21 protein-coding genes and 1 pseudogene are annotated in these 23655 nt (G+C 60.8%); 2 read left to right on the top strand and 20 right to left on the bottom strand.

What is annotated here, in order from left to right; genetic code table 11:
* Nucleotide 1: 1 nt before the first annotated feature.
* The 8 genes from dusA to AC1DWF_RS12595 form a co-directional block, all read right to left on the bottom strand.
* Complete coding sequence (gene dusA, locus AC1DWF_RS12560; protein ID WP_476783412.1) at nt 2-1006, bottom strand: tRNA dihydrouridine(20/20a) synthase DusA; 1005 nt, start codon at nt 1004-1006, stop codon at nt 2-4.
* Nucleotides 1007-1189: 183 nt separating this feature from the next.
* The gene (locus AC1DWF_RS12565; RefSeq protein WP_476783418.1) at nt 1190-1894 is read right to left on the bottom strand and encodes a GntR family transcriptional regulator; all 705 of its coding nucleotides are present in this window, start codon (nt 1892-1894) and stop codon (nt 1190-1192) included.
* A 110-nt stretch (nt 1895-2004) separates the two neighbouring features.
* Complete coding sequence (locus AC1DWF_RS12570) at nt 2005-2742, bottom strand: aspartate/glutamate racemase family protein (RefSeq protein ID WP_476783411.1); 738 nt, start codon at nt 2740-2742, stop codon at nt 2005-2007.
* Between the two features lie 10 nt (nt 2743-2752).
* Nucleotides 2753-3475: an ABC transporter ATP-binding protein gene (locus tag AC1DWF_RS12575; protein ID WP_476783410.1), complete on the bottom strand. Its 723-nt coding sequence runs from the start codon at nt 3473-3475 to the stop codon at nt 2753-2755.
* A gap of 2 nt (nt 3476-3477) precedes the next feature.
* On the bottom strand, nt 3478-4257 hold the full coding sequence (locus AC1DWF_RS12580) for an ABC transporter ATP-binding protein (RefSeq protein ID WP_476841722.1): 780 nt from the start codon (nt 4255-4257) through the stop codon (nt 3478-3480).
* Nucleotides 4258-4261: 4 nt separating this feature from the next.
* Entirely contained in the window at nt 4262-5242 is a 981-nt protein-coding gene (locus tag AC1DWF_RS12585) for a branched-chain amino acid ABC transporter permease (protein WP_476783408.1), read from the bottom strand.
* Nucleotides 5243-5246: 4 nt separating this feature from the next.
* Nucleotides 5247-6113 carry a branched-chain amino acid ABC transporter permease gene (locus AC1DWF_RS12590; protein WP_476783407.1) on the bottom strand — a complete coding sequence of 289 codons (867 nt, stop codon included), beginning with the start codon at nt 6111-6113 and terminating at the stop codon, nt 5247-5249.
* Nucleotides 6114-6182: 69 nt separating this feature from the next.
* Complete coding sequence (locus AC1DWF_RS12595) at nt 6183-7382, bottom strand: ABC transporter substrate-binding protein (RefSeq protein WP_476783406.1); 1200 nt, start codon at nt 7380-7382, stop codon at nt 6183-6185.
* Nucleotides 7383-8331: 949 nt separating this feature from the next.
* Between AC1DWF_RS12595 and AC1DWF_RS12600 the strand changes: the two genes are divergently transcribed.
* Nucleotides 8332-8931 carry a helix-turn-helix transcriptional regulator gene (locus AC1DWF_RS12600; RefSeq protein WP_476841723.1) on the top strand — a complete coding sequence of 200 codons (600 nt, stop codon included), beginning with the start codon at nt 8332-8334 and terminating at the stop codon, nt 8929-8931.
* A gap of 92 nt (nt 8932-9023) precedes the next feature.
* On the opposite strand, the pseudogene AC1DWF_RS12605 reads toward AC1DWF_RS12600, so the two are convergent.
* From AC1DWF_RS12605 to AC1DWF_RS12655, 11 genes and pseudogenes are all read right to left on the bottom strand, one after another.
* Nucleotides 9024-10325 (bottom strand): annotated as a pseudogene (locus tag AC1DWF_RS12605) (HlyD family type I secretion periplasmic adaptor subunit); the annotation flags it as partial.
* A 134-nt stretch (nt 10326-10459) separates the two neighbouring features.
* Nucleotides 10460-12196 carry a type I secretion system permease/ATPase gene (locus tag AC1DWF_RS12610; RefSeq protein WP_476784343.1) on the bottom strand — a complete coding sequence of 579 codons (1737 nt, stop codon included), beginning with the start codon at nt 12194-12196 and terminating at the stop codon, nt 10460-10462.
* Between the two features lie 105 nt (nt 12197-12301).
* Complete coding sequence (locus AC1DWF_RS12615) at nt 12302-12913, bottom strand: PE-PGRS family protein (protein ID WP_476784339.1); 612 nt, start codon at nt 12911-12913, stop codon at nt 12302-12304.
* Nucleotides 12914-13189: 276 nt separating this feature from the next.
* A complete protein-coding gene (locus AC1DWF_RS12620; RefSeq protein WP_476784340.1) occupies nt 13190-14296 on the bottom strand; it encodes a hypothetical protein in 1107 nt (368 codons plus the stop codon).
* A gap of 312 nt (nt 14297-14608) precedes the next feature.
* Nucleotides 14609-16090 (bottom strand): benzaldehyde dehydrogenase, encoded by a 1482-nt coding sequence (locus AC1DWF_RS12625; RefSeq protein WP_476784341.1) that lies wholly within the window; start codon nt 16088-16090, stop codon nt 14609-14611.
* Nucleotides 16091-16167: 77 nt separating this feature from the next.
* Nucleotides 16168-16968 carry a 3-oxoadipate enol-lactonase gene (gene pcaD, locus AC1DWF_RS12630; protein WP_476787621.1) on the bottom strand — a complete coding sequence of 267 codons (801 nt, stop codon included), beginning with the start codon at nt 16966-16968 and terminating at the stop codon, nt 16168-16170.
* Between the two features lie 111 nt (nt 16969-17079).
* Nucleotides 17080-18420: an MFS transporter gene (locus AC1DWF_RS12635; RefSeq protein ID WP_476785076.1), complete on the bottom strand. Its 1341-nt coding sequence runs from the start codon at nt 18418-18420 to the stop codon at nt 17080-17082.
* 93 nt (nt 18421-18513) lie between these two features.
* Complete coding sequence (gene benD / locus AC1DWF_RS12640) at nt 18514-19302, bottom strand: benzoate diol dehydrogenase BenD (protein WP_476787622.1); 789 nt, start codon at nt 19300-19302, stop codon at nt 18514-18516.
* A gap of 323 nt (nt 19303-19625) precedes the next feature.
* Nucleotides 19626-20552 carry a catechol 1,2-dioxygenase gene (gene catA / locus AC1DWF_RS12645; RefSeq protein WP_476785078.1) on the bottom strand — a complete coding sequence of 309 codons (927 nt, stop codon included), beginning with the start codon at nt 20550-20552 and terminating at the stop codon, nt 19626-19628.
* 98 nt (nt 20553-20650) lie between these two features.
* Nucleotides 20651-20941 (bottom strand): muconolactone Delta-isomerase, encoded by a 291-nt coding sequence (gene catC / locus AC1DWF_RS12650; RefSeq protein WP_476841724.1) that lies wholly within the window; start codon nt 20939-20941, stop codon nt 20651-20653.
* Between the two features lie 4 nt (nt 20942-20945).
* Nucleotides 20946-22100, bottom strand: coding sequence for a muconate/chloromuconate family cycloisomerase (locus AC1DWF_RS12655; protein WP_476787623.1), 1155 nt, complete (start codon nt 22098-22100; stop codon nt 20946-20948).
* A 100-nt stretch (nt 22101-22200) separates the two neighbouring features.
* On the opposite strand from AC1DWF_RS12655, the gene AC1DWF_RS12660 reads away from it, so the two are divergent.
* Nucleotides 22201-23133: a LysR family transcriptional regulator gene (locus tag AC1DWF_RS12660; RefSeq protein WP_476785081.1), complete on the top strand. Its 933-nt coding sequence runs from the start codon at nt 22201-22203 to the stop codon at nt 23131-23133.
* 320 nt (nt 23134-23453) lie between these two features.
* Here AC1DWF_RS12660 and AC1DWF_RS12665 read toward each other — a convergent pair.
* Nucleotides 23454-23655 (bottom strand): hypothetical protein (locus AC1DWF_RS12665; RefSeq protein ID WP_476841725.1); only part of this gene is annotated, 202 nt, incomplete at its 5' end.

A 23655-nucleotide genomic window follows, 5' to 3' on the forward strand; every position in this document is an offset into this window, starting at 1 on the left:
GCTACGCTGCTTCGCTGGCGCGGCTCATGTCGACAGCGGCGAAGGCATCCCGCAGGACCTGAGGCCCCGCCCCTGGCTTGTTGGCTTCGGTCGACAGGATCTGCCGAAAACGACGCGCGCCTGCCAGGCCATGGAACAACCCGACCATATGGCGCGTGACATGGCCGAGACGGCCACCGGCCGCGATATGCCGACCGGCATAATCCGCCATGGCCTCAATCAAGGCTGCATGGTCAAAGTCTTCAGCCGCCTCGCCGCGCAACATCGCATCGACGCCAGCCAGAACGCTTGGCGTGTGGTAGGCAGCACGGCCGAGCATCACGCCGTCGACCCTTTCAAGATGCGCGCGCGTTTCATCCAGCGTCTGAATACCGCCGTTTATGCCTATGAAGCGATGAGGCATTCTGGCTTTGAGGTGATAGACGCGACCGTAGTCGAGCGGCGGGATATCACGGTTTTCCTTGGGGCTCAGCCCCTCCAGCCAGGCTTTTCGCGCGTGCACCCAAAGCGCGTCTGCACCGGCCGCGAAGACAGCGTCGGCAAGCGTATCAAGCGCTGTTTCGGGATCCTGGTCGTCGACACCAATGCGGCATTTCACCGTGACCGGAATCTTGACAGCGCCCTTCATTGCCGCAACGCCCTCCGCCACCAGATCCGGCGTCTTCATCAAGCAGGCGCCGAAGGTACCCGACTGAACACGATCCGAAGGGCAGCCGACATTGAGATTGATTTCGTCGTAGCCGAAATCCGCGCCGATGCGGGCGGCCTCGGCGAGCTTGACCGGATCGGATCCGCCAAGCTGCAAGGCGACCGGATGCTCGCAATCGTCAAAACCCAAAAGCCGCTCGCGCGCCCCATGGATGACGGCATCTGCCACCACCATCTCGGTATAGAGCAGCGAATCCCGGGTGATCTGCCTGTGAAAATAGCGGCAGCACCGGTCAGTCCAGTCCATCATGGGTGCGACGGCGAGTATTTGGGCGCCGTTGGCGTAGAGCTTGGTCATGGGGTCTTCGAATTTGTGCAAGGGCTGAGGTGGCCTTCAGATAAGGCCGCTCCCTAGCACGACAAGGCTTCCAAGGCCAAATCGGCCGACAGCAAACGCCGGACGAAGCCAGCCGAACTTTCCGAAGGACACTCCGCCCACGCGTCCTACCATCGCGGGACTATGGATCAACGCGAGAAAAAATCAGCGCAGAATGTCGGACAGGCTTTCCGGCCTCTGACCGGTTCGCGCCAGATCCAGACCGGACAACAGGTCAACCAAGTGGCTGTTCATGAGCTCCGCCGCTGTCGCCGGCTCGCCGGCCTCGATTGCGTCGACCAGAGCGTGGTGGGCGTGACACTCGCAGGTGGTGTCGCGCCGCTTCCAGTAGAGCGCGATGATAAGTGAGGAGTGCGAAACGAGATCGCGCACAAACCCCGTCAGGATGGAATGGTCGGCGATTTCGGCGACACCAACATGGAAGCGTGCCGACAACATGATCGCGTCACTGTCACGACCGGCATGCAGTGCCTCGTGCTCCTTTTCGAGATGCCGGCGCAGGAGATGAACGTCTTTCGGCTTGGCCACTTCCGCGGCAAGTGCAGCCACTTTCGGCTCGATCAGCGCCCTCGCCTCAAATACCTCGCGCGCCTCCTTGGGTGAGGGCTGAGCGACGAAGGCGCCGCGGTTGGGCTCCAGCCGGGCCAATCGGTCATGTGCGAGCGCCTGCAGTGCCGCGCGAATGACGGTGCGGCTGACAGAATAGATTGCCGCCAACTCATCCTCCGGCAGCTTCGTGCCGGGAGCGAGACGGTGGCCGACAATGGCGTCCCTCAACCCGTGATAGATGGGTGACCAGCGCGCGGCCGGTTTGTCGCTATCGTTTTCCGGGCGAAGGGCGGTCAACATATTCATTACTTCTGGCAAGCTCTCCGTTTGTCGCTCGCCGTTGTTGGGATACGGTCGAACTTCGCACGGAATCTCACATTGCGCGCCGGGCGGTCAATCCCTCCCCAACCTTAAGCGCCTATGCCGGGCGATTGCGAGGCGTAGATTCCAGCGTAGCGCTTGACGAGCGGCATGGCGTAGGCACCGACCTTGGACGTCTTGAGGCCGAGCGAGGACAGGCTCTCGGCAAGCTTGACCGCGCAGGCCACGCCATCGAGCACCGGCACTCCATGGTCGCGCGCGAGATCGGACGCCAGATCGGTCATGCCGGCACAGCCAAGCACGATCGCTTCCGCCTTGTCTTCGGCGATCGCCCTGGCGATCTCGTCCGAGATCTTGCGGTGGGCTTCCGAACCCGGCAATTCGAGGTCGAGCACGGCGACGTCAGATGCTCTCACCTTGGCGCAGCGCGAGGCCAGCCCGTATTTCACCAGGTTGTGTTCGATCGCCGGCACCGAACGCGCGAGCGTTGTGACAACGCTGAACTTGCCAGCGATCAGGGTGGCGAAATGGAATGCGGCTTCGCCGATGCCGATCACCGGAACATCGACCGCACAGCGCGCCGCATCAAGACCAGTGTCGTCGAAGCAGGCGATGACATAGGCATCAACCCCCTTGGATTTGGTCATTTCGGCGAGCATGCCGGGCACAACGAAGACCTCGTCGAAATAGCCTTCGATGCTGGGTGGACCGTCCTTCGGGTTGACGGCGATGATCTCAGTTCCGACTGACGCAACGAACTCCGCGGCCTTGCCGATCTTGTCGGTCATAGAGGCCGTCGTATTGGGATTTATCACGAGGATTCGCATGTGATCCCGCCTAGGATTCGACGCCGAGATAAAGATTCCTGACCCGCTCGTCGTTCAGCATCTCGGCTGAATTGCCGCTGAGCGCCACCTTGCCGGTGGTCAGCGCATAAGCGCGTTGCGAGATGCGCAGCGCCATCCGCGAGTTCTGTTCGACAAGAAGTACGCTGACTTTCTCGTCGCGATTGATCGCAACGATGGAGCGCGCGATGTCTTGCACCAGCTTGGGCGCGACGCCGAGCGACGGCTCGTCGAGAAGCAGCAGGCGCGGCCGGGCCATCAGCGCCCGGCCGATCACCAACATCTGCTGCTCGCCACCGCTCATCGTTCCGGCCTGCTGCGAATAGCGCTCCTTGAGACGGGGAAATCGCGTCAGCACCTTGTCAATGCTTTGCTGAACCTCGGCCTTGTCGGTTCGGGTGAAGGCGCCCATCAGCAAATTGTCGCGAACAGTCATGTAGGAGAAGACACGACGCCCTTCGGGCACCATGGAAATGCCCATGCGCACGATCTCGTCAGGTGCCGCGCCATCGATGCGCTTGCCGTGGTAGCGGATTTCGCCCTTGTGGACCTTCTTGAGGCCGGTGATGGCGCGAAGGATCGAAGTCTTGCCGGCCCCGTTGGCGCCGATCAGCGCTACTGTCTCGCCCTCGCGGACTTCCAGCGACACCCCCTTCAGCGCATAGACGTGGTCGTAGTAGAGTTCGACATCATCGAATTTGAGCAGCGGCTCCATGGCTACATTCCGATCGATTCATCTTCGGCGCCGAGATAGGCTTCGATCACCTTGGGGTCCCTCTGGATTTCGGCCGGCGTGCCTTCGGCGATCTTCTGGCCGAAATTGAGCACGACGATGCGGTCGGAGATGTTCATCACCGCGGCCATGTCATGTTCGACCAAAAGCACGGTGATGCCGCGCGCACGCAGCTTTCGCACCATCTCGACCGCGCGCTTGGTCTCGTCATGGTTCATGCCGGCGAACGGTTCGTCGAGCAGGATCACCGACGGGTTCGTGGCCAGTCCGATGGCGATGCCGAGCGCCCTGAGGTGGCCGTGGGGCAAGGTACTGGCGACCTCGTTACGCATCGGCGCGAGGCCGAGGAAAACGAGGATCTCGTCCGCCGATTTGCCGAACGCTTCCAGATCCTGGCGGGCGGCACTGCTGCCGAGATAAAAACCTGCGAGGCTGGCGCGCGAGCGCAGGTGATGGGCGGTCACGACATTGTCGCGCACGGTCATGCTCTTGAAGATCGTGGTTTCCTGGAAGGTGCGCACCACGCCTTTACGGGCTGCGATATGCGGCGCGAGCCCCGAGATCCGTTCGCCCTTGAAACGCACTTCGCCGTCGGTCGGCCGAAGGAATGAGRCAATCAGCTTGAAAAGCGTCGACTTGCCGGCACCGTTCGGTCCGATCACAGACAGGATTTCGCGTTCGCCCACAGCAAACGATACATCGTTGACCGCAACGAGGCCGCCGAAACGCTTGGTAAGCCCGGAGATTTCGAGAATGTCGGCCATGGCCTCAGACGCTCCTCTTGGCCGGCAGGGTCAGGCTGAGCAGGCCATTGGGTAGGACCAGAATGAGCGCGATCAGCACCGTCGAGAAGATCAGGAGCTGGTATTCCCCGGTCTGGAACAGCATGTCCCAGCCGAAATATAGGACGAAGGTTCCGAGCATCGGTCCGAGCACATAGCCCAGCCCGCCGAGGAAGCAGTTGAGCATAAAGTTGACGGAGTCGGCGACGGTGAAGCTCGATGGGTAGATCGACTGCGAGATCGAGGCGAACATCGCTCCACCGACGCCGCCCAGGAAGGACGAGATGGCATAGGCGACAACGCGAAGATAGGCGATGTTGACGCCGATCGAAGACGCGAGTTCCTCGTTTTGCTGAAGCGACTGGCAGAGCTGGCCGATGCGCGAATGGACGAGCCGATAAAGCCCGGCGAAGCACAGGGCCATCAAGAGCACGGCGACGATGTAGAAGGCGAGCCGCGGATTGGCGAGCGTGGCGAAATCCGGAACCAGCGTGATGCCGAAAAGGCTGATGCCGGCCGGCAAGGGTATGCTGACGATGCCCTTGGCGCCGTTGGTGATGGGCAATGCGAGGGCCAGCAGGCGGGCAACCTCGGTCAGCACCAGCGACACCATCGCGAAATAGACACCGCGCAGCCGCAGGATCGGCAAGCCGATGAGCACGCTTGCCGCGGCACAGAACAGCCCGGCAATCGGCAGCGTGAGCCAGAAGGACACGCCATAGTTCATGACCAGGATTGCCGATACATAACCGCCCATCAGCGCATAGGCGCCCTGGCCGATATTGATGCGGCCGATGTAGAAAGTGACCCAAACGCCTGCACTGATGATGCTGAGAAGTGCTACCGAGGTCAGCGTGTAATAAAGATCGCTGCGACCTGTGGCGTTGATGAAAAGCGGCACGCCAACGAGGAGCACAGCCAGGAACAGGACTGCCGAGACGATCTTGGTGGTCGGGGCTCTCGTCATCGCGTCAACCCCACGGCTTGCCCATCAGCCCGTTGGGGCGGATGCTGAGGAAGACCATCAAAAGCGCGAAGATGACGAGATAGGTGACGTCGCCATATTCACGCAGCACGGTGAGACCAACCGATTCCATCATGCCCAAGATGAAGCCGCCGGCGATGGCGCCACCAACGACGCCGGCGCCACCGATCATCACCATCAGGAAGGCCTTGATCGAGATCGGGCCGCCGATGCCTGAGTTGATGCCGGTGATGCTGACCAGCAGCCCGCCGACGATGCCCGCAAGCATCGCTCCGAGCGCAAAGCCGAGCATCGAATAGCGGTTTACATTCACCCCCATCAGTTGCGCGGCGATGCGGTCCTGCGCCAGCGCACGCATGGCGCGGCCGGGCCTGCTGTATTGCATGTAGAGCATGAAAGCGGCGATCATCAGGATAGCGACCACGCCGACGACCATGCGGTCGTAGGGCATGATCAAACCGTCGGAAACAAAGACACCGCTGACGATCTTGGGCACGCCGCGCTGCTTTTCGCCGAACAGGAGCAGGATGACGGCATCGAGGAAGAATGCGGTGGCTGCCGCGAGTAGCATCGTGCTTTCTTCACGCTTGCTGCGTCTTATCACCGTGCGAAAGAGAAACTTCTCCATCAACGCGCCGATGATCGCGAGTGTCACGCCCGAACAGATCAGCGCAACGGCGAAGGGCAGCTTGAGCTGGCCGTAGATCGAATATGTGACGAAACCGCCCAACACATACATCTGCCCATGGGCGAAGTTGAGTACGTTCATCAGCGCAAAGATCAACGTCAGACCGAGCGCGATCAATGCGTATTGGGCACCGAGATAGAGCCCGTTGGCGATCACCTGTTCCATGACGGCAAATCCGGTCGGCAAGAGGTCCGGGATTGGACCCGAACCTCGGTTGAAGCGCTGCGTCGAACGTCAGTCCACTTCGCCGACGAACAGYGTCTTGAACGCGCCGTTCTCGAACTCCGTCACCACCATCGGCACCGAAACCTGGCGCTTCTGGCCAAAGGAAGTCGTGCCGACATATTTCAGTGTGCCGTCCTTGGCGTAAGGATTGGGCGCCGAGAACGTGTCCATGGTCTTCTTGAACTCGTCGACATTGTCGATCGCCTTGGGGTTCGCCTTCAGCGTTTCGATGATGTATTCGAGCGCATAGACCTTGGTGTTGGACTCGTCGTTGTATTCGCCGAACTTCTTGGTGTAGCGGTCGATGAATTCGTCCATCAACGGCGTTCGGATTTCGGGCGTGGAAGCACCGCCGACCGAGATGAAGCCGTTGGCCAGTTCACCCGCACCTTCCTGCAGCACGCCCGCATCCTGTGCCGTCTCAGCCGAGATCAGGCCTTCATAACCGAGTTCGCGCGCCGCGCGGATGAGCAGCGGCGCATTGGCCGGAGCGACCCCCGAAAGCACGAGCAGGTCCGGCTTCAACTGCACGATCGGCGTCAGCACCGGCGTAAAATCGCGCGTATCGTTCTGGTAGGTGTCGGTCTCGGCAACGACGTCGAGGCCGAGCGCCTTGGCAGCGGCGACGCCACCGTCACGCTGGCTGAGCGGGTCGGACTCATTGGCGGCGATGAAGGCGATCTTCTTCACCCCCTTCTTTTCCATCAGATATTTGTAGATCGCCGGGCCGGACTGGTAGTTGGCGACCATGCCAAGTACGGCGTTGGAAGCGGGCGGCACATAGAGCGATTTCGGGAAGGCATAGGGGAAATAGATGATCCCCTTGGATTCCGCCACCGGGCGGACAGCGGCCGCGCCGTCGTCGACATTCGGGCCCACGACATAGTGGATACCTTCCTGGGCCATCTTTTCCATGCCGGCGATGGCGCGCTTGGGGTCCTTCTGGTCATCGAAGGTGACGATATTGATGTTGTAGGTGTCAGCACCAATTTTCACGCCGCCGGTTTCATTAAGCCAATCCGCGCGTGTCTGCATCGAGCGCACGTTGGATGTGCCCCAGGCCGCGGCGGGGCCGCTGGTCACGCCGACGAAGCCGATCTTGAGTTCCTTGTTTGCAGCCTGGGCCGAAAAACTGGTTCCGGTTGCAATTGCCAATACCGAGACGGCGCCAAGCGCCAACGATTTCAATGTCGAGCGTCTGTTGATCATGTCACTCCCCATTTTTGGCATCCGGCGCGGTGTTCCCTGTTTTCTGCGGCTCGGATGACGCAAGGGAAGCCTAAAATACACGCTTGTCAACATATGCCTTTAGTTTTGTATACAAAATTATGGCGGCAAGCGGCCGGTCCTGCGAGCCGGCCTGGTATCACGATCGTCTCCCAAGGCTATTGGCGGTTTTCGGGTCCGCCGCTCGATTCCGACACTATGCCGCCGCTCCGCAACGCGGGCCGTTCAACTGGCACCATCCCTGTTTCCGCAAGGGGTTTTACAATCCGAGGTAGCGGTCTGAATTGATCAGCGGGACGCGACGCTCAAGCGCTTCCACTACGAAAAACCATGAACAACTGCCCAGGCATCTCGTCGACTTCGTCAGGCTACAGCTTCGGCCGTAGACCCAAGGCCTGACGCCCTACCGGACCCAAACACGGGGTCGAACCGATGCCTCCCGTGAGACTCAATCTGGCCGCGCTTCACATGCGCGTGATAGCGAACATAGACGAATACCGCATGCCCGATGAGACCCTTAGGGCACTGGATACCCTTGAACAAAATCATACCGGTCTCGTCGCGCCAGCGAATGTGAGATTGAAACACCGAAGCCAAATTCGATCCGGATCGACATCTGCACTTGCTGACATAGCCTTGCACGCGCATATAAATTGGCGATCCACTTGGCAGAACGATCATTATTTTGGATATTTCTTGGTCGTTTAATACTTTTACATTCGTCAATTATTTCGCTGTGACCAAACAGGCGGACGTGATACGTTCCAAAGCTTGTTTGTGTGTCTCAGGGTGCCAACAAGGGGGGAGCATAATGCCCCGCCATTCCTCGCATAGCCCATGCGCTATGATCGTCATAGGAAACCACGCACTCGCAAGAACTTCTATCGTCAGGCTCCTCAAAGCTGAATTCCCCGGATGGGATTTCGTCGAGATGGAGTCGGTCGAAAGCTTGTTCAGCGCATGCGGCATGGACGTTCGCATCGTTGGTTTCTACATGGGATCGAGAAGTATCGAAGACCCTAAGCTGCGCGACGATCTCGCAGCGGTGCAAGAAGCCTATCCACAAGCCGAGATTGCACTCCTGTCGAATGCAGACGACCCTTGCATGGCCGTGCAGGCGTTGCGGAYGGGCGTCGCAGGCTTCTTCACCACTTCGCTGTCCCTTGACGTCGCCCTTGCAGGGGTTCGCCTTGTCCTGGCAGGCGGCGTGTATTGCCCGCATCCCAGGGGCACGCATGTCGAGGAACCAGCCGGGCTCGAGACATACGTCAACGGACATACTTATGCCTCGGAAAGCATTGACGTTCTTGAAACCGCTTCCGGTTTCACCCATCGCGAGGAAGACGTTCTCGCACAGTTGCTGCTTGGCCATTCAAACAAGGTAATCGCAGCCAACGTGAATATTTCCGAGAACACTGTGAAAATGCACATCCAGCACATCATGCGCAAGCTGCGGGTCCAGAATAGAACCGAAATCGTGATTCAACTTGGCAAGAGAGCAGCGCAAGATTCGAACAACAACCATCGATAGGCAGCGCCGTCAGGAATGTCAGCGTACGCGTTGCCATGCGCGACAAAGCCAGGTTGGTCTTTGCCCAGGGTTTCGTGGATTGGTGGAGCTGATCAGTCCTCCCGGAAAGACCTATTGAAACTATCGAGTATCGGCCTTAGCGCATAGAGTGCCACAGTGCTTTGACCGGTCTCGATCAACGCCTGCGCGGGCATTCCGGGCACCAACCTCACATCCGTCATCGCTGCCAGTTGTTCATCCGAAACACGGATCGTTGCCGCATAGTAGGATTGGCCGGTCTGCTTATCCAGGAGGCGGTCAGCAGAAACGTAAGTGACCGTCCCGGAAATGAGCGGCACCCGCCGCTGATCGTAAGGCAAGAGATGAACCTTAGTCGGCAATCCGACATGCACGACATTAATGTCCTCCGGCCTGATATGCGCGGTGACGACGAGACGACCCTCTTTCGGCACGAGGTCAAGAAGCGGCTCACCTGCGCCCACGACCCCACCCGTCGTATGAATGCGAAGATCGGTAATTACCCCGTCCTCGGAGGCTTTGATCTCGGTCCTGGCAAGTTGATCATCGGCGGCTCGCATTCGCTCTTCGAGTTGCAATAGCTGACTCTCGATGTCCCGAAGACTCTGCGCGATCTCATTTTGACGGTCGCTTTCAAACTTCAAAAGATCAGCCTGCGCCTCGCTGATGGTCTCTTCGGCGCGAGCGATCTGAGCGGCCGTTTCGCCGTGCAGGTCGTCGACGTTCGCACTTTCGCGCATGAGGTCAAAAAGGCGGCCTTGCCTTTCGAGCTTCTTGGCGACGAGATCGGTGACGGTATTTAGCTCCTTCCGCGCGATGTCCGCCCTGGTCGACAGCGCGACCTGCCGCGCTTGAAGCCCGACGATCTCCTGTTGGATTTCAGCCATCTTTTCCTGGATCACCCGGATCTGCGATCGCGTGACCTGTAGGCGCGTTTCGARGATCTTTTGCTGTCCTGCCAGGATCGCCTGGATTGCCGGGTGGGTGCTCGCCGCAGCCTGTATTTCCTCCGAGACGATGACGTGGTCTTTTTCGCCCTGCTCGGAAAGCAACCGTGCTTGACGTATCTTGGCATCCCAGAACTGGCCRCTCAAACTGTTGCTTTCCGAACGTGGCTTCACGTCGTCCAGCTTTATTAGGACCTGTCCCGAAGAAACCACATCGCCATTCTTGACGAGTATCTGTCGAACGATCCCACCCTCCAGATGCTGGACGGTCTTACGGCTCGATTCAGGCTCCACAATTCCGGATGCGATTGCAGCACTCTTGAGGGGGGCCAAAACCGACCATACTCCCAGTCCCAACACGAAACAGCCAATGAGCAAGTTACCCGTCCAGGCGACGGCCCGAAACCTCGGCTTCGGCGGCGCTGGCGCAAATTCCGCATACCCCCCGAATTGATCGCCGTTTGGTGCACAGCTTACGGGGTTCGGAACCCGAACGGCTCTCGATCTCAGCAGTGCTTCGGCGCTGCCAGCCAGGGGGACAACTGAGGTTGGCGAGGATGAGGTCATTGGCCGTTCCCCAAGCCTTGTTCGAGTTGCGGCGGCGGACGGAGATGGGCATCGAAGATTTTCTCGCTGTCGCCGAATGCGTTGAGGGTTCCGTTCCGCAGGATCGCGATCTTGTTGGTGATCGGCAGGATGCCCATCCGATGGGTGATGACCACAACGGTCACTCGTCTGGACTTCAACCGTTCAATGGTCTCGAAAAGGATGCGCTCTCCGCGATAGTCCAGGCTCGAATTGGGATCATCAAGGACCACAAGGCTCGGATTGCCGTAGACGGCTCGAGCCAGGCCGAGTTGTTGTCTCTGTGCGCGAAGCAGAGCGGTTCCGCCTTCGCCGACATCCGTTTCGTAACCCTGTGGCAACCCCATGATCGTGTCGTGCAGGCCCACAAGCTTGGCTGCTTCGATGACTTTTTTCGGATCGCCGCCATCAAGGCGTCCAATGACATCCCTGATTGCGCCTCCGAAGAGATCGATGTCTTGAGGAAGGTAGCCGATACGGCGCGCGTCTGCGGAGCATCGCAAAGTCGAAAGTTCCAACCCGTCCAGCAAGGCGAGCCCTTCGTTCGGCCGTGAAACGCCGGCGATGATGCGTCCCAGCGTGGACTTTCCGGAACCCGAGGGGCCTATCAAGGCAACGCAATCACCGCCGATCAGGCGCATTGAAACCCCTTGGAGAACCCGTTTGCCCGATACAGGCGAGGCAAAACCAACATTGTCGAGCACAAGGTCGCCCATCGGGTTGAGCAAGGCCGTCTCCCGAACACCAGGATCAGGAGCAACCGCGACAAGCATTTGATTGAGTTGCTCGCAAGCATTGCGAGCGAAAGCGAATGCCCTCCAGGTACCGATCGCGCCCTCTACCGGGGCCAGACCACGTCCAAGCAACAGGCTGGCAACGAAAATGATGCCCGGGTTGCTGTTATCCCAAAGCACCAGCCAGGTGGCTGCCCCCATCATCAGGATCTGCGTCAATGTCCGGGTAGATTTCGACAACGCCTGAATGACTTCCGCCCGTCTCGATACCGTGTCCTGCGCAATCCTCGCACTCACGGCATCTTTGTAGACAAAGCGCGCAGCGCCTTCCTGCATGCCCATGGCGCGTACGATCTGAATGTTTTTGAGCGCGGTTCCGAGCCGGGCGTAGCTCGTCGCATGTGCGAGATTCGCGCTCGCGCTCGGCGCTCGCGTCGCCCATTCCATGGTGAGGGCAAAAAACAGGAGCAAGAGCGCGCTGCCAAGACCGATCATGCCAAGCAAAGGATGGACCATGAACAGGAGCATCAAAAATATGGGTGCCCAGAAAACATCGAAAAGGAGCACACTCGCGGGGGATTCCAGAAACTGTCGGATAGCCGCGAGATTCCGGTACGACTCCATTGCCTTGCCCGGATCGGCGCGGGCGGCATATTCGAATGCCGCCGCAAGCACGATCGGGCGCAGCCTATGGTCGAGCCAACTGGCTATGCGCGAAAGGGCAGCCCGACGAACGACGTCGAGCAACGATCCGACCACCACAGCCACCGCCATGATCAGAGTGATCATGATCAGCGTGTCCACGCTCCGGCTCGACAACACGCGGTCATAGATTTGGAGCAGGTAGATCGAAGGGGCGAGAAGAAAGAGATTGTAGCCGCAGCTGAACACGAAGACCAAGCCGAACGAACGAAGGCACGCCCGCAAGGCAGATTCCAGCGGCGTCGCCGAGCGGAGAGGTTGTGTGAACAATGTCCTCATCACGGGAACCCAAGGCGGGCGTCTCTTGGCGCTCTTCGTCTGGCGGTCGAGGCTCTGCATAACCGGATCGGCGGCGCGGGCCGCCGATCCAAAGCCGGGACTGCATCACACCGGTAGGTGGGTGAAGTCGACATCGTGATTGAAATTGAAACTGTCGGCGATCGAGTTCGTCGCTGTGTCTGTATCTGTAGTGGTATTGGTGGTGGTGGTGGTGGTGGTGCTGGGGTCGGTATGCACGAGAGCGGAAGAGATATCCCCTCCCCGCGCCATGCTGCCTGCACCGCCATTGCCGCCCATGCCGGCGATGATGGTGGCATGCTGATCCGCCAGAAGGGTTGTGGTCTGGGTGGCGGTGGTGTCGGCACTCACTGCCGCTACATCAGCACCGCTTGTTGAACCCAGGCTGCCGTTGGAAGTGGAGCTGCCGCCGGCGCCGCCGGAGCCATTGTTCGTAAGGGTCGAAAGGGTGGCGTTTTCCGCTTCAGCTGCACCACCGTGCCCGCCAAAGCCAGCATCCCATGTTGCCCAATCTGCGACATGGTCACCATTATGCACATCGATACCGGCGCCAGTTACGGTCTGGACGTTGGCGACATATGCAACGGGGTTGTAGCTAATATCGCCGTTGCTGTATCCGTCGCCGCCATTGCCGGCACTGGCATTTCCGGCATGTGGGTCGTCAAGTTGGATGGTGTCGGACAGTGTGGGGATAGGCATGATGTTGCTCCTTTCCAGCCTCCGCCGAGTGTTGCCCGGAGAGACACCAGAGGCTGCCCGCTCAGTGTGGAATGCGTGCCGCAGCGCGACTAGCTACAAGATCGGTCACGTCCGTTCGGGTGGCTCTATTGACCGGGTTGTTTGCGCGACACGTTGACAGAACAGGAACTGCCGTTCCGTTCGAACATCGGTTCGCAAATCCCAATCCATATGGTTGGGGTGGAGGCGACGATGACGAGAAACTGGGAATGGATAGGTGAGGTGAACTCGTGCTAGCTAGGCATGAACGAGCAGATCATGGACCAGATCGGCGTGGGTGGGGTCGACGACATTGAAGTGGCCGGCGGTACCGCCGACCCCTGCCATCTGGAGACTGTGCTGGTCGTACAAGACATGGTCGACCTGCTGAGCTTCGGCCGTGCCGCCGGCGGGAACAGCGATGTTGACCGGCTCGAAATATCCCACATTGACGCCGACCATACTCCCAACGGAATGGCCGTCGCCGCCCGACCCGGTCGTGCCGCCGCCAGTGAAAATTGTGTCCGATGCCATATTGAAGCTTCCGCCAGCGCCACCGACGCCGGCGATCTGCGTTGAGCCCTGGCTGAAAAGGACGTTGTTTGTCTGATCGGCATGGGCGGTGCCGCCAGCCCCCGCGATAGCAATGTTGATGGGTGAGTAGATCGCTACGTTCACGTCGACAAGCGAACCGAAAAACGTACCATTGCCACCTGCGCCGGCGTGATTGTCGCCGGTGAAGACGAGCGAGGCTGCACCGCCTCCCGGCCCATAGCCGCCAGCGAGGTTGTGGTCTCCTCCGGATCCACCAACGCCCGAAATCTGGGTGCCGCCTTGCAGGAGTGCGGCATTGTTCGTCTGGTGTGCTGTCGCTGTCGAGTCAGGCCCAGCTCCCACGGCGGTGTTCACCGGGGTGAAAACTCCAACATCGGAACTGACGAGGGCTCCGTAAAATATGCCGGTGCCGCCGCTCCCGGCGTGTCCACCAGTATCTCCACCGATCACGACATTCCCGTTGCCGCCATTGCCGCCAACTCCTGCCATTTCGGCGGAATGCTGGTTGACCAGTGCTTGGTTGGTCTGCTCAGCGTCGGCTGAGGAGCCAGCCAAGGCGAGCGCCGCGTTCGAAGGCGAGAAGACTGCGGTGGGCGTAGCGCTGATGACCCCGATACTGACGCCGTCGCCACCGCTGCCAGCCGAGTTCTGTCCTGTGCCGAGTAGCAGCGAACCCGTCGGGTCCGCTGGAAGGCCGAATGGAAGCCATGTAGGCACCAATGCAAGATGCGCCTCACCGCCGGTGGAATCGCCGCTTTGGCTGGCACCCGAGACTGGCATGTTATCTGGGGTAGAACGAGTTACCGCCATGACCGGCTCCCAATCCAGCTTCGCGCCAACGCGTTGCGGGCGAACTAGTGGTACGTCAGAGCATTGTTTCGCCTATTGGTGGAAAAATAGAGCCTGCAATTCGTATACGCCGAAAGTGATGTGGACGGATGAAACATTGGCTCTGAGGTGGACGACCTCCGCTCCCGGCATCGAGTGCCATGATGCGACTGTCAGCAGTCGCATGTGAGGAAATCCGTCCACTTCAGAAACCGATTGGATGCGGCGCTTGAAGCGCCGATGATCCTGCTTGATCCGATCCGTATCAGGCCCTGGCGGGCAGGCTGACGTACGTCAGAACGGGTATGCCGGCGGTGTGTTGCGGATGGTCAGCCACTGCCACTGGGTGAACTCGTCGATATTGCTCGGACCGCCGATGCTGCTTCCGTTGCCCGACGCGCCGACGCCGCCGAAAGGATTGATGACCTCGTCGTTCACGGTCTGGTCGTTGATGTGCAACAGGCCGGCGCGCAGCCGGTCGCCGATTGCCATGGCGCGGCCGATATCGGGCGAGATCACGGCCATCGACAGCCCGTATTCGGTGCGGTTGGCGAGTTCCACCGCCTCGTCATCGCCGTTGAAGGACGTAATGCAGGCCACCGGCCCGAAGACCTCTTCTTCGAACGCGGCCATGCCAGGCTTGACGCCGGCGAGCACACTTGGTGCGTAGAACAGGTTTTCATAGGTGCCACCTGCGCGGAGTTCCGCACCTTGCTCGACAGACGCTTTTACCACCCGGTCGATATGGTCGAGCTGGGCCTTGTTGATGATCGGGCCGATGGCAACGTTTTCCGCCGCCGGATTGCCGACAGGCAAGCTCTTTGCCTTCTTGGCCGGCGCCTCAGTGAAAGCTTCCAAAATGGGGGCTTCCACCAAGATGCGGCCGGACGACATGCAGATCTGGCCCTGATGCAGCCAGGCACCCCAGGCCGCGTTCTTGACGGCGAGCTCGAGGTCGGCGTCCTTCAGGATAATCAGCGTGTTCTTGCCGCCTAGCTCGAGCGACACCTTCTTGAGATGCCGGCTGGCGTTTTCGCCAACAATCCGTCCTGCCTTGGTCGACCCAGTGAACTGGATCATCGCCACATTCGGATCGGAGACCAGTGCTGCACCCGCGTCACCGGCACCCGGCAAAACGTGGATGAGGCCTTCCGGCAGGCCGGCCTGTTCGAACAAAGCGGCAAAGACCATTCCACCGCAGACGGCGGTGCGCGGGTCGGGCTTGAGGACGACCGCATTGCCCACTGCCAACGCCGGCGCCACAGCGCGCATGGCCAGGTAGAGCGGGAAATTGAAGGGCGAGATGATGCCGACGACGCCGAGCGGGCGGCGGCGCGCGAGATTCATCCTGCCGGCTTCCGAGGGAAGCACGAGGCCTTGCGGCTGCGAGGCGAGAGAGGCGGCTTCGTGCAACGCCTTGATGCTGAGCTGCGTCTCGAATTCCGCCTTTCCACGCGCCGAGCCGCCTTCGCGGATCAGCCATTCGACCACGTCGGCAAAATGCAGTTCAAGCATGTTTGCAGCCTTGCGAATGACGCCTGCCCGGGTGTCGTAGCTCGCCGCGGCCCAGGCCTTTTGGGCTTTCGCAGCCATCGCCGATGCCAGTGTCACATCATCGGCGGACGCCATGCCAATCCGGCCCAGTGTCGCGCCGGTTGCGGGTTCTGCGATGTCGGCAGCTTGGGCCGTGCGCTTCCAGCCGCCTGAGTAGATCGTTCCGTCGAGGTGCTCGTTGCGGATCAGTTTAGGCTGGGACGATGAGACTGTCTTATCCATGAAATGACTCCTATTCGAGAAATTCGGGTCGGGGCCGGGTTATCCGGTGATCAAGGCCCATCCTCCCGTGGTAAACCCTATCCCTTTGCGGGAATGGTGGAGTTCAAGAATTCGCGAAGCAGGGAGGCCACTTCGCCTGATTGTTCAATGCAAGGCAGATGGCCCACGCCGGCAATTGTGCGGAACGACGCAGCGGGGATTCGCCGCGCCGTGGCCGCGACCAAATCCGGTGGCGTGGAAAGGTCCTCGTCGCCTGCAATGACCAGTGTCGGCGCGACAATGGCGCCGATCGTCTCGGTCAGGTCAGCGTCGCGCAGCGCCGCACAGGTGTCGACATAGCCAGCTGCTGGCGTCCGCTCCAGCATCCGCTGCCAGCCGGCAAAGGCCTCAGCCTGGGTCACACGGAAAGCGGGTGAAAACCAGCGCTCCATGATCTGGTCGCCGATTGCTGCCACCCCTGATTCACGCACGGCGGCGATGCGGGCGTTCCAGGCATCCGGCGCGCCGATCTTGGCGGCCGTGTCCATCAGCACAAGCCTTGTCACGCGTTCGGGGGCACGTGCGGCAATCTCCATGGCAATCAGCCCACCGACGGAAAGGCCACAGACGGCCGCACTGTTCCAGTCGACATGGTCGAGCAGCGCGAGCAGGTCGGTGGCGTTGTCGGCGATGCCGCCGGGTGCAGGCACAACTTCGCTCAAGCCATGCCCGCGCTTGTCATAGAAGAGAAGTTCGAAATCCGAACCGAGTTCATCAGCGACGTCGTCCCAGATCGTCATGTCCGAGCCAAGCGAGTTGGCAAAGACGATCCGTGGCGCTCCCCGACGGCCTTTGAGACGATAGTGGAGGACGATGCCGTTGGCGCGGACGAAAGACATGATTGACGGCTCGCTCTTTTGCAATCCGAGGTGACGTTGGGGAGGTCATCAAGGTGTAAATCCTTCGACCCGGGCACATTTTCAGTGCCCGGGCCGAAGATAGCGGAAGGTTCAGTGCGCCCCGGCAACAGCCTCGGTCGGTGCCTGCCGGCGCGTGCGCACCAGGACTACGGCGCCTGTCGCGATGATCAGGGGCACGGCAAGCCCTATGAAGTAGCCGCTGGTGCCGCCGGTCTGCAGAAGCCAGCCACCAGCGGCCGAACCTACGATGGCGCCTGTGCGGCCGATGCCAATCGCCCAACCGGTTCCGGTCGCGCGCAGTTCGGTCGGATAGGTGCTGGAGATGAGGTAGTTCAGCGCGATCTGCTGGCCGCCTATGCCGAAACCGGCAGCAGCGACAAGGGCAAAGACCAAGGTCCAGTTGGTACTCACGAAGGCCAGGCCGATACAGACGGCGATGCCGATCATGAACATCACTGTCAGCGTGCGACGCACATCGATTCGCGGCAGGAAGATCGACAAGGGAATGGCGAATATGATGAAGGCGGCGTTGACGATGACCGTTCCAAGCGCTGCGGTTGGCTGGGCGAGGCCCATATTGGTCAGCACCGTTGGCAACCACAGCAAGAACATGAACCAAGCGATCCAGTTGAACAGGTAGATGGCCCAGATGGCGATCGAGTTGGTGCGGTACTCCGGCGTGAACAGCGCGCTGACCGAACCCTTGCCGGCCGCGGGCGGAACGATGAAGGTGGTGTCATCCGCAATCGGCTTGCCGGTGATGCGCGCGACAAGTCCCCGTGCGCGGGAAATATCGTCGGGGCGGCCGCGCGAGGCGAGGAATTGAGCGGACTCCGGCAGAAACGCCAGGCAGATCAACAGAACGACGAGCGGTATCGCGCCGCCGACGATGTAGATGCCCTGCCAGCCGATGACCGGCATCCAGCCGGCGGCGAGCACGCCGCCGACCATCGCGCCGGCCGGCAAGCCCAAAAGCACGCCGGTGAGGACAGCGCCGCGCAGGCGCGAGGGGCTGTATTCCGCCGCCATGGCCAGCAAGACCGGTGTAGCACCGCCCATGCCCAGGCCGGTCAGGAAACGAAGCACCACGATCTGGGTGGGGGACTGGGCAAATGCGATGGCCAGTGAAAAAGCACCGAACAGCACGATCGAGCCGAGAATGGCGATGCGGCGGCCGATCCGGTCGCCGATCATGCCAAGCCCCATCGCGCCCAGCGCCATGCCCAGCGTGCCTGAAATGAAGATATAGGTCATGTCGCCCGGCGACATTCCGAACGCCTTGGCTATCGCTGGGCCGGTATAGGCGATGGCCTGCGTGTCGAAGCCGTCAAGCAGCGCGACCAGAAAACACAGGGAAAAAACCCGCAATTGCAGGCCACTCACAGGCCGCTCGTCGAGCAGTTGCCGAATGTCCAGTTTAGAATTTCGCACTTAAATACCTCCTCTGGGAATTTGCTGTAAGTCCGGCGACGTCCTTGCCCCTATCGGCAGGCCGTGTGGCGGCGCGAGCGCCCCGCTCCGCCCTCAGCCGCTGTCGCCGCCGCCGACCGGCAGAATGGTGCCGGTGATGTAGGAGGCGTCGTCGGACGCCATGAACAAGATGGCACTGGTCTGCTCGGCGAGCGTGCCGTAGCGTTTCATGAAGCTCGTGGCCTTGGTCTGCTCGACGACCGCCTGCATCCAGGCTTTGTCCTGTTCGTCCTGGGCGGCATCGTTGCGTGGGATGCGGCGGACCGGCGCGTCGGTTCCGCCTGGTGCCACGGCATTGACGCGGATGCCGCGCTCGGCATTTTCCATGGCGAGCGCCACGGTGAGCGCGTTGACGGCGCCCTTTGCCGCCGAATAGGGCACGCGGTTGATGCCGCGTGTGGCGATCGACGAGACATTGACGATCGATCCGCCGCCGGCCTCGATCATCAGCGGCAGCACGGCGCGGCAGCACCACATGGTCGGAAACAGCGAGCGGCGGATTTCCGCTTCGATCTGTGTTTCGTCGAAATGTTCGAATGGCCGCATCCAGATCGCGCCGCCGACATTGTTGACGAGTATGTCGACGCGCCCGAGGTCAGCGCGGGCTTGTTCGATCGCAGCCTCCGCGCCCTGCCAGCTTTCGAGATCCGCCAGGATGGCAAATGCCTTGCCGCCATTGGCGACGATTTCGGCCGCAACCTCCTTGGCCAGTTCGGAGCGGTCAACAACCGCAACATGCGCGCCTTCGGCAGCCGCTTCGATTGCCACCTGGCGACCGATGCCTTGCGCGGCCCCGGTGACGACCATTGCCTTGCCTTCGAAACGTCCCGTTCGGTTAGTCATGACGCAGTCTCCGCAAATTGACGGAAGGAGCAGGCCGGCCCTGCCCCTTCCGGATATTCAAGCATTGGAAGGAAGGGGCGAACCCGGTTCCGCCGGCATGGAAGGGCTTCAACCGCCAGGGTTCGTGCGGCAAAAGGCGGACGGCGGCGAGGCTGATGAGATCGCTCGATCAGCCCGCCCGCGATCCCAGCACGGTTGTGAAGAGGCGCACGTTGAGGTGATCGTTCATATCGGCCGCATCGGAAAAAGCTCGATGCGGCCTCAACTTGGAACTCGGCATGATGAAAAGGGGCGGCGCCTCGGCCGGCGCACCCGCACCAACATCAGGCGCTTGCGCGTTCGCGCTCGACCACGGTGTCGGTTACACCTTCCACTTCAGGCATCAGCACAAAATCGAAATCGATCGAGGCGAAAGGTTCCTGTACCTGGCGTTCGGCCAGCACTTTCGGATCGCTGATGCGGGTGACCGGCGGGATGAGGTCGTTGCGGGTGCCGAAAGCGAAATCTTCGAACAGATATTCGTCGCCCTCGATGTTGATCTGCGTCGTCAGGTGACGATGACCGGGYGCCGACACGAAGAAATGGACGTGCGCCGGACGGTGGCCATGGCGGCCGAGCGCCAGCATGAGGGCCTCGGTCGAGCCGCCTTCGGGCGTCGCATAACCGCTAGGCATGATCGAGCGGAAGCTGTAGCGGCCATCCGCGTCGGTCTGGATGCGCCGGCGCAGATTGTATGCCGGCTGCTGTGGGTCAAAGTGCGAGTAGTTGCCGAGCACATTGGCGTGCCACACATCGACGATCGCATCGGCGACCGGCTTGCCGTTGTGGTCGCGGACCTGACCCTGCATGAACAGGACCTCGCCGCTCTCCGAGCCGTCGTCGAGGCGGGCGGTTGCCTTGCTCAGCGGCGCGCCGGCGATGTAGAGCGGACCTTCAATGGTGCGCGCGGTACCGCCAGCCAAGCCGGCGCGGCGCTCGGCCTCATCGAGGCGCAGGTCGAGGAAATGTTCAAGGCCAATGCCGGGCGCGACCAGGCCGAGTTCATTGGCGCGTGCCGCCTGGCCGAGATAGGCAACGGCACTCCAGACCTCGTTCATGCTGATATCGAGATCGTCGATCGCGGTGAACAGATCAAAAAGCAGCCGATTGGTGATTGTCTTCAGGCGCTGGTCGCCGCCTGGCCGGTCTAGACCGCTGGCGCGGTTGGCGAGATCGGCGATGACGGACTTTTCAATGAGCTTGCTGGACATGGGGAACCTCCCTTTCTGGCTCGCATTTCTGCGCGTTGACTAAATTCCGCTCCTGTTCATCCGCTCTTCCCGCGCGGATCGGAGCCTTTTGTTGGCGCCTATGCGCCGTCGTCGGCGATCGCCGACGGATGCCGGCAAAGAGCCTTCACTTCGACCWGCATGAAGGGAAACAACSGCAAGCCCGACAGGATCTCATGCAGTTCGCCCGGTCCGCTCACGTCAAAGATGCTGACATTGGCATACTGGCCAGCAACACGCCAAAGATGGCGCCACTTGCCATTTCGCTGCAGTTCCTGGGCTTGCGCCCTCTCGGTCGCCTTCAGCCGATCGGCCTCTTCCTTGGGAAGGTCGTGCGGCAGATTGACGGTCATCTCGACTTGGAAAAGCATAGCTCTACCCCACTGCCTTAAGCGTTGCGGACGCTCCGGTCCGGTCGCGGCGGAAGCGGTTCACTGCCGCCTCGTCCAATTCAATTCCCAGGCCAGGCCCGGTCGGAACCTTGAGCTCGAAGTCGGCATAGATGAGCTGCTTGGTCAGCAGTTCCTCGGTCAGGAGAAGTGGCCCGAACAGTTCGGTTCCCCACTCGAGACTGCTTACACCTGCGAAAAGCTGTGCCGCGGCGATCGTTCCGATCGGCCCTTCGAGCATCGTGCCGCCATAGATGGCGATATCGGCAGCCTCAGCCACCGAGATCACTTTGGCGGCAGCAAACAGGCCGCCGGCCTGTTCGATCTTGATCGAAAACACATCGCCGGCGCGTTTCGATGCAGCCGTCAGTGCGCTTTCCGGCCCTGTCAAAATCTCGTCGGCCATCAGCGCGATGCCGGCCTTCGCCTGCAGCCTTGCCAGTGGCTCAACGCCTGGGACCGGTTGCTCGACCAGCACGCAGCCTGCATCGCCAAGTGCTGCAATGCCGTAGGTTGCTTCGCGCTCGCGCCAGGCCATGTTGACGTCGACACGCACGCTGGCAAAGTCCGGCAGCGCCTTGCGGATCGCTGCGACATGGGCCACATCCTCGTCGATCGGACGACGGCCGATCTTGAGCTTGAAATCCTTGTGGCGGCGAGCCTCCAGCATGCGCTGGGCCTCTTCGATATCCTTGGCGGTATCGCCGGATGCAAGTGTCCAGGCCACCGGTAGGCTGTCTCGCCGGCGGCCGCCGAGCAGTTCCGAAAGGGGCAGACCAAGACGGCGGGCCTGCGCGTCCAAGAGAGCTGTTTCCATCGCGCATTTGGCGAAGTGATTGCCCTTCACCGCGGCGCTGATCTTGTCCATGACGAGCCCAACGCGGGTTGCATCGGTGCCGATGAGCAGCGGCGCGATGTATTTGTCTATGGTTAGCTTCATACTTTCGGGGCTCTCCGCCCCGTAGGCCAGACCACCGATGGTGGTGCCTTCGCCAAGTCCCGCAACCTCGTCGGAACAGCGTAGCCTGACGACCATCATCGTCTGTCCACTCATTGTCACCATCGACAGCCGATGCGGCCTTATCGTAGGCACATCAAGCAGTAAGGTCTCGATTTCGACAATGCGGGCGCCAGAGCTCACGGAATTTTCCTCCGAACTTCCTATGGCAGACGCTAGCTTTGCGCAGACAAACAGTCCAAGACTATCGCGGTCGTTTTCGATACCCAGAAGGTATAGTATCATGGATATGCGGCAGCTTCGCTATTTCGTCGCGGTGGCGCGCGAGCGCAATTTTTCGAGGGCTGCCGAGACATTGCACATCGCCCAGCCGCCGCTCAGCCGCCAGATACAACAGCTCGAAGAGAGTTTGGGCGCGGTCCTGATCGACCGCTCCAGCCGGCCGCTGGCGCTGACCGAGGCGGGGCGCTTCTTCTACGAGCAGGCATCCCAGATAATTTCCCGCATGGAGCACATACGCGAGCAGACGCGCCGCATCGCGCAGTCACGCCGCGAGATCTTCATCATCGGCTGTGTCGGCTCGACGCTCTATAGCGGCATCCCCGATCTGGTGCGCAACATGCGCGCCCGCTGGCCGGAACTCGGCATCGAAATCCGCGAGATGATGTCGGTCGAGCAGATCGCCGCCCTGAAAGACGGGCGCATCGATCTCGGCGTCGGGCGCGTGCGCCTGAGCGATCCCGATGTGGAACGGATAACGCTGCGCGAGGAACGACTGGTCGTCGCCTTTCCAAAGGGGCATCCTAAGTCGCTGTCGACCGAACCGATCGCGTTGAAGGAGATCGAAGGCGAGACCCTGGTGATCTACCCCTCCAAGCCACGCCCGAGCTTCGCCGACGAGATCCTGGGACTGTTCGCCGATCTCAATGTCGAGCTGGGGATGGTGGAAGAGGTCCGCGAAATCCAGACCGCACTTGGCCTGGTGGCGGCGGCAGCGGGATTGTGCATCATCCCTGCCCCTTCGCAGCGCCAGCGACCCGACGATGTCTGCTACCGCATCTTGTCCGACGCCCAGGCTACCTCACCGGTGATCATGAGCTGTCGGCGCAAGGACAACTCGGCCCGTATCGAAGAGATCAAGAGCCTGATCCGGGAAATGTATGCGCAAAATCCGCCATGGCTGCTGCTGTCAAACACCGGTCTTGCGACAGGGTGAAGTTGTAGGCCTCTGGCAAGTCAGGTGCCGGCGGCTGGAGACTTCGCCGCGCGATGCGCTGATTGCAAGTGACCAAGGCAGCACGATTGCTGCAACCRGAGACTACGTCGTGCGCGGCGGCTGACGGGTTGCCGGAGCCAATGGCACTCCATTTCGGTTACTTCCTTTTTTGAATGCCACGCGTCGCCAATATTTGCTGCCAGCTCCCTCAAAAAAAGTCCGGCAAGGCAGCCGGGGTCGTGCTTTGCGTCGAGCCTGTGCGCGTTTGCCGAATTTGCACGAGCCAAGCACTGCAGCATGGGAGACCAAGGAGCTTTTATTCAGACGCCCCCAACCTCATGCCAAAGCTCCTGATCATCGATATATTTCGTTTGACATTCATTTTCAGTTCGAAATAATCCAAATCGAGCTTCATAGATGCCAAAATTGCTGCAGTGCGAAAAGACGGCGAAGGCGTGAGCATGCCCGACATACATGACATCTTCGTCATCGGCGGCGGCATCAATGGCTGCGGCATCGCAC

Source organism: Aminobacter sp. P4_D5, from assembly GCF_056401815.1.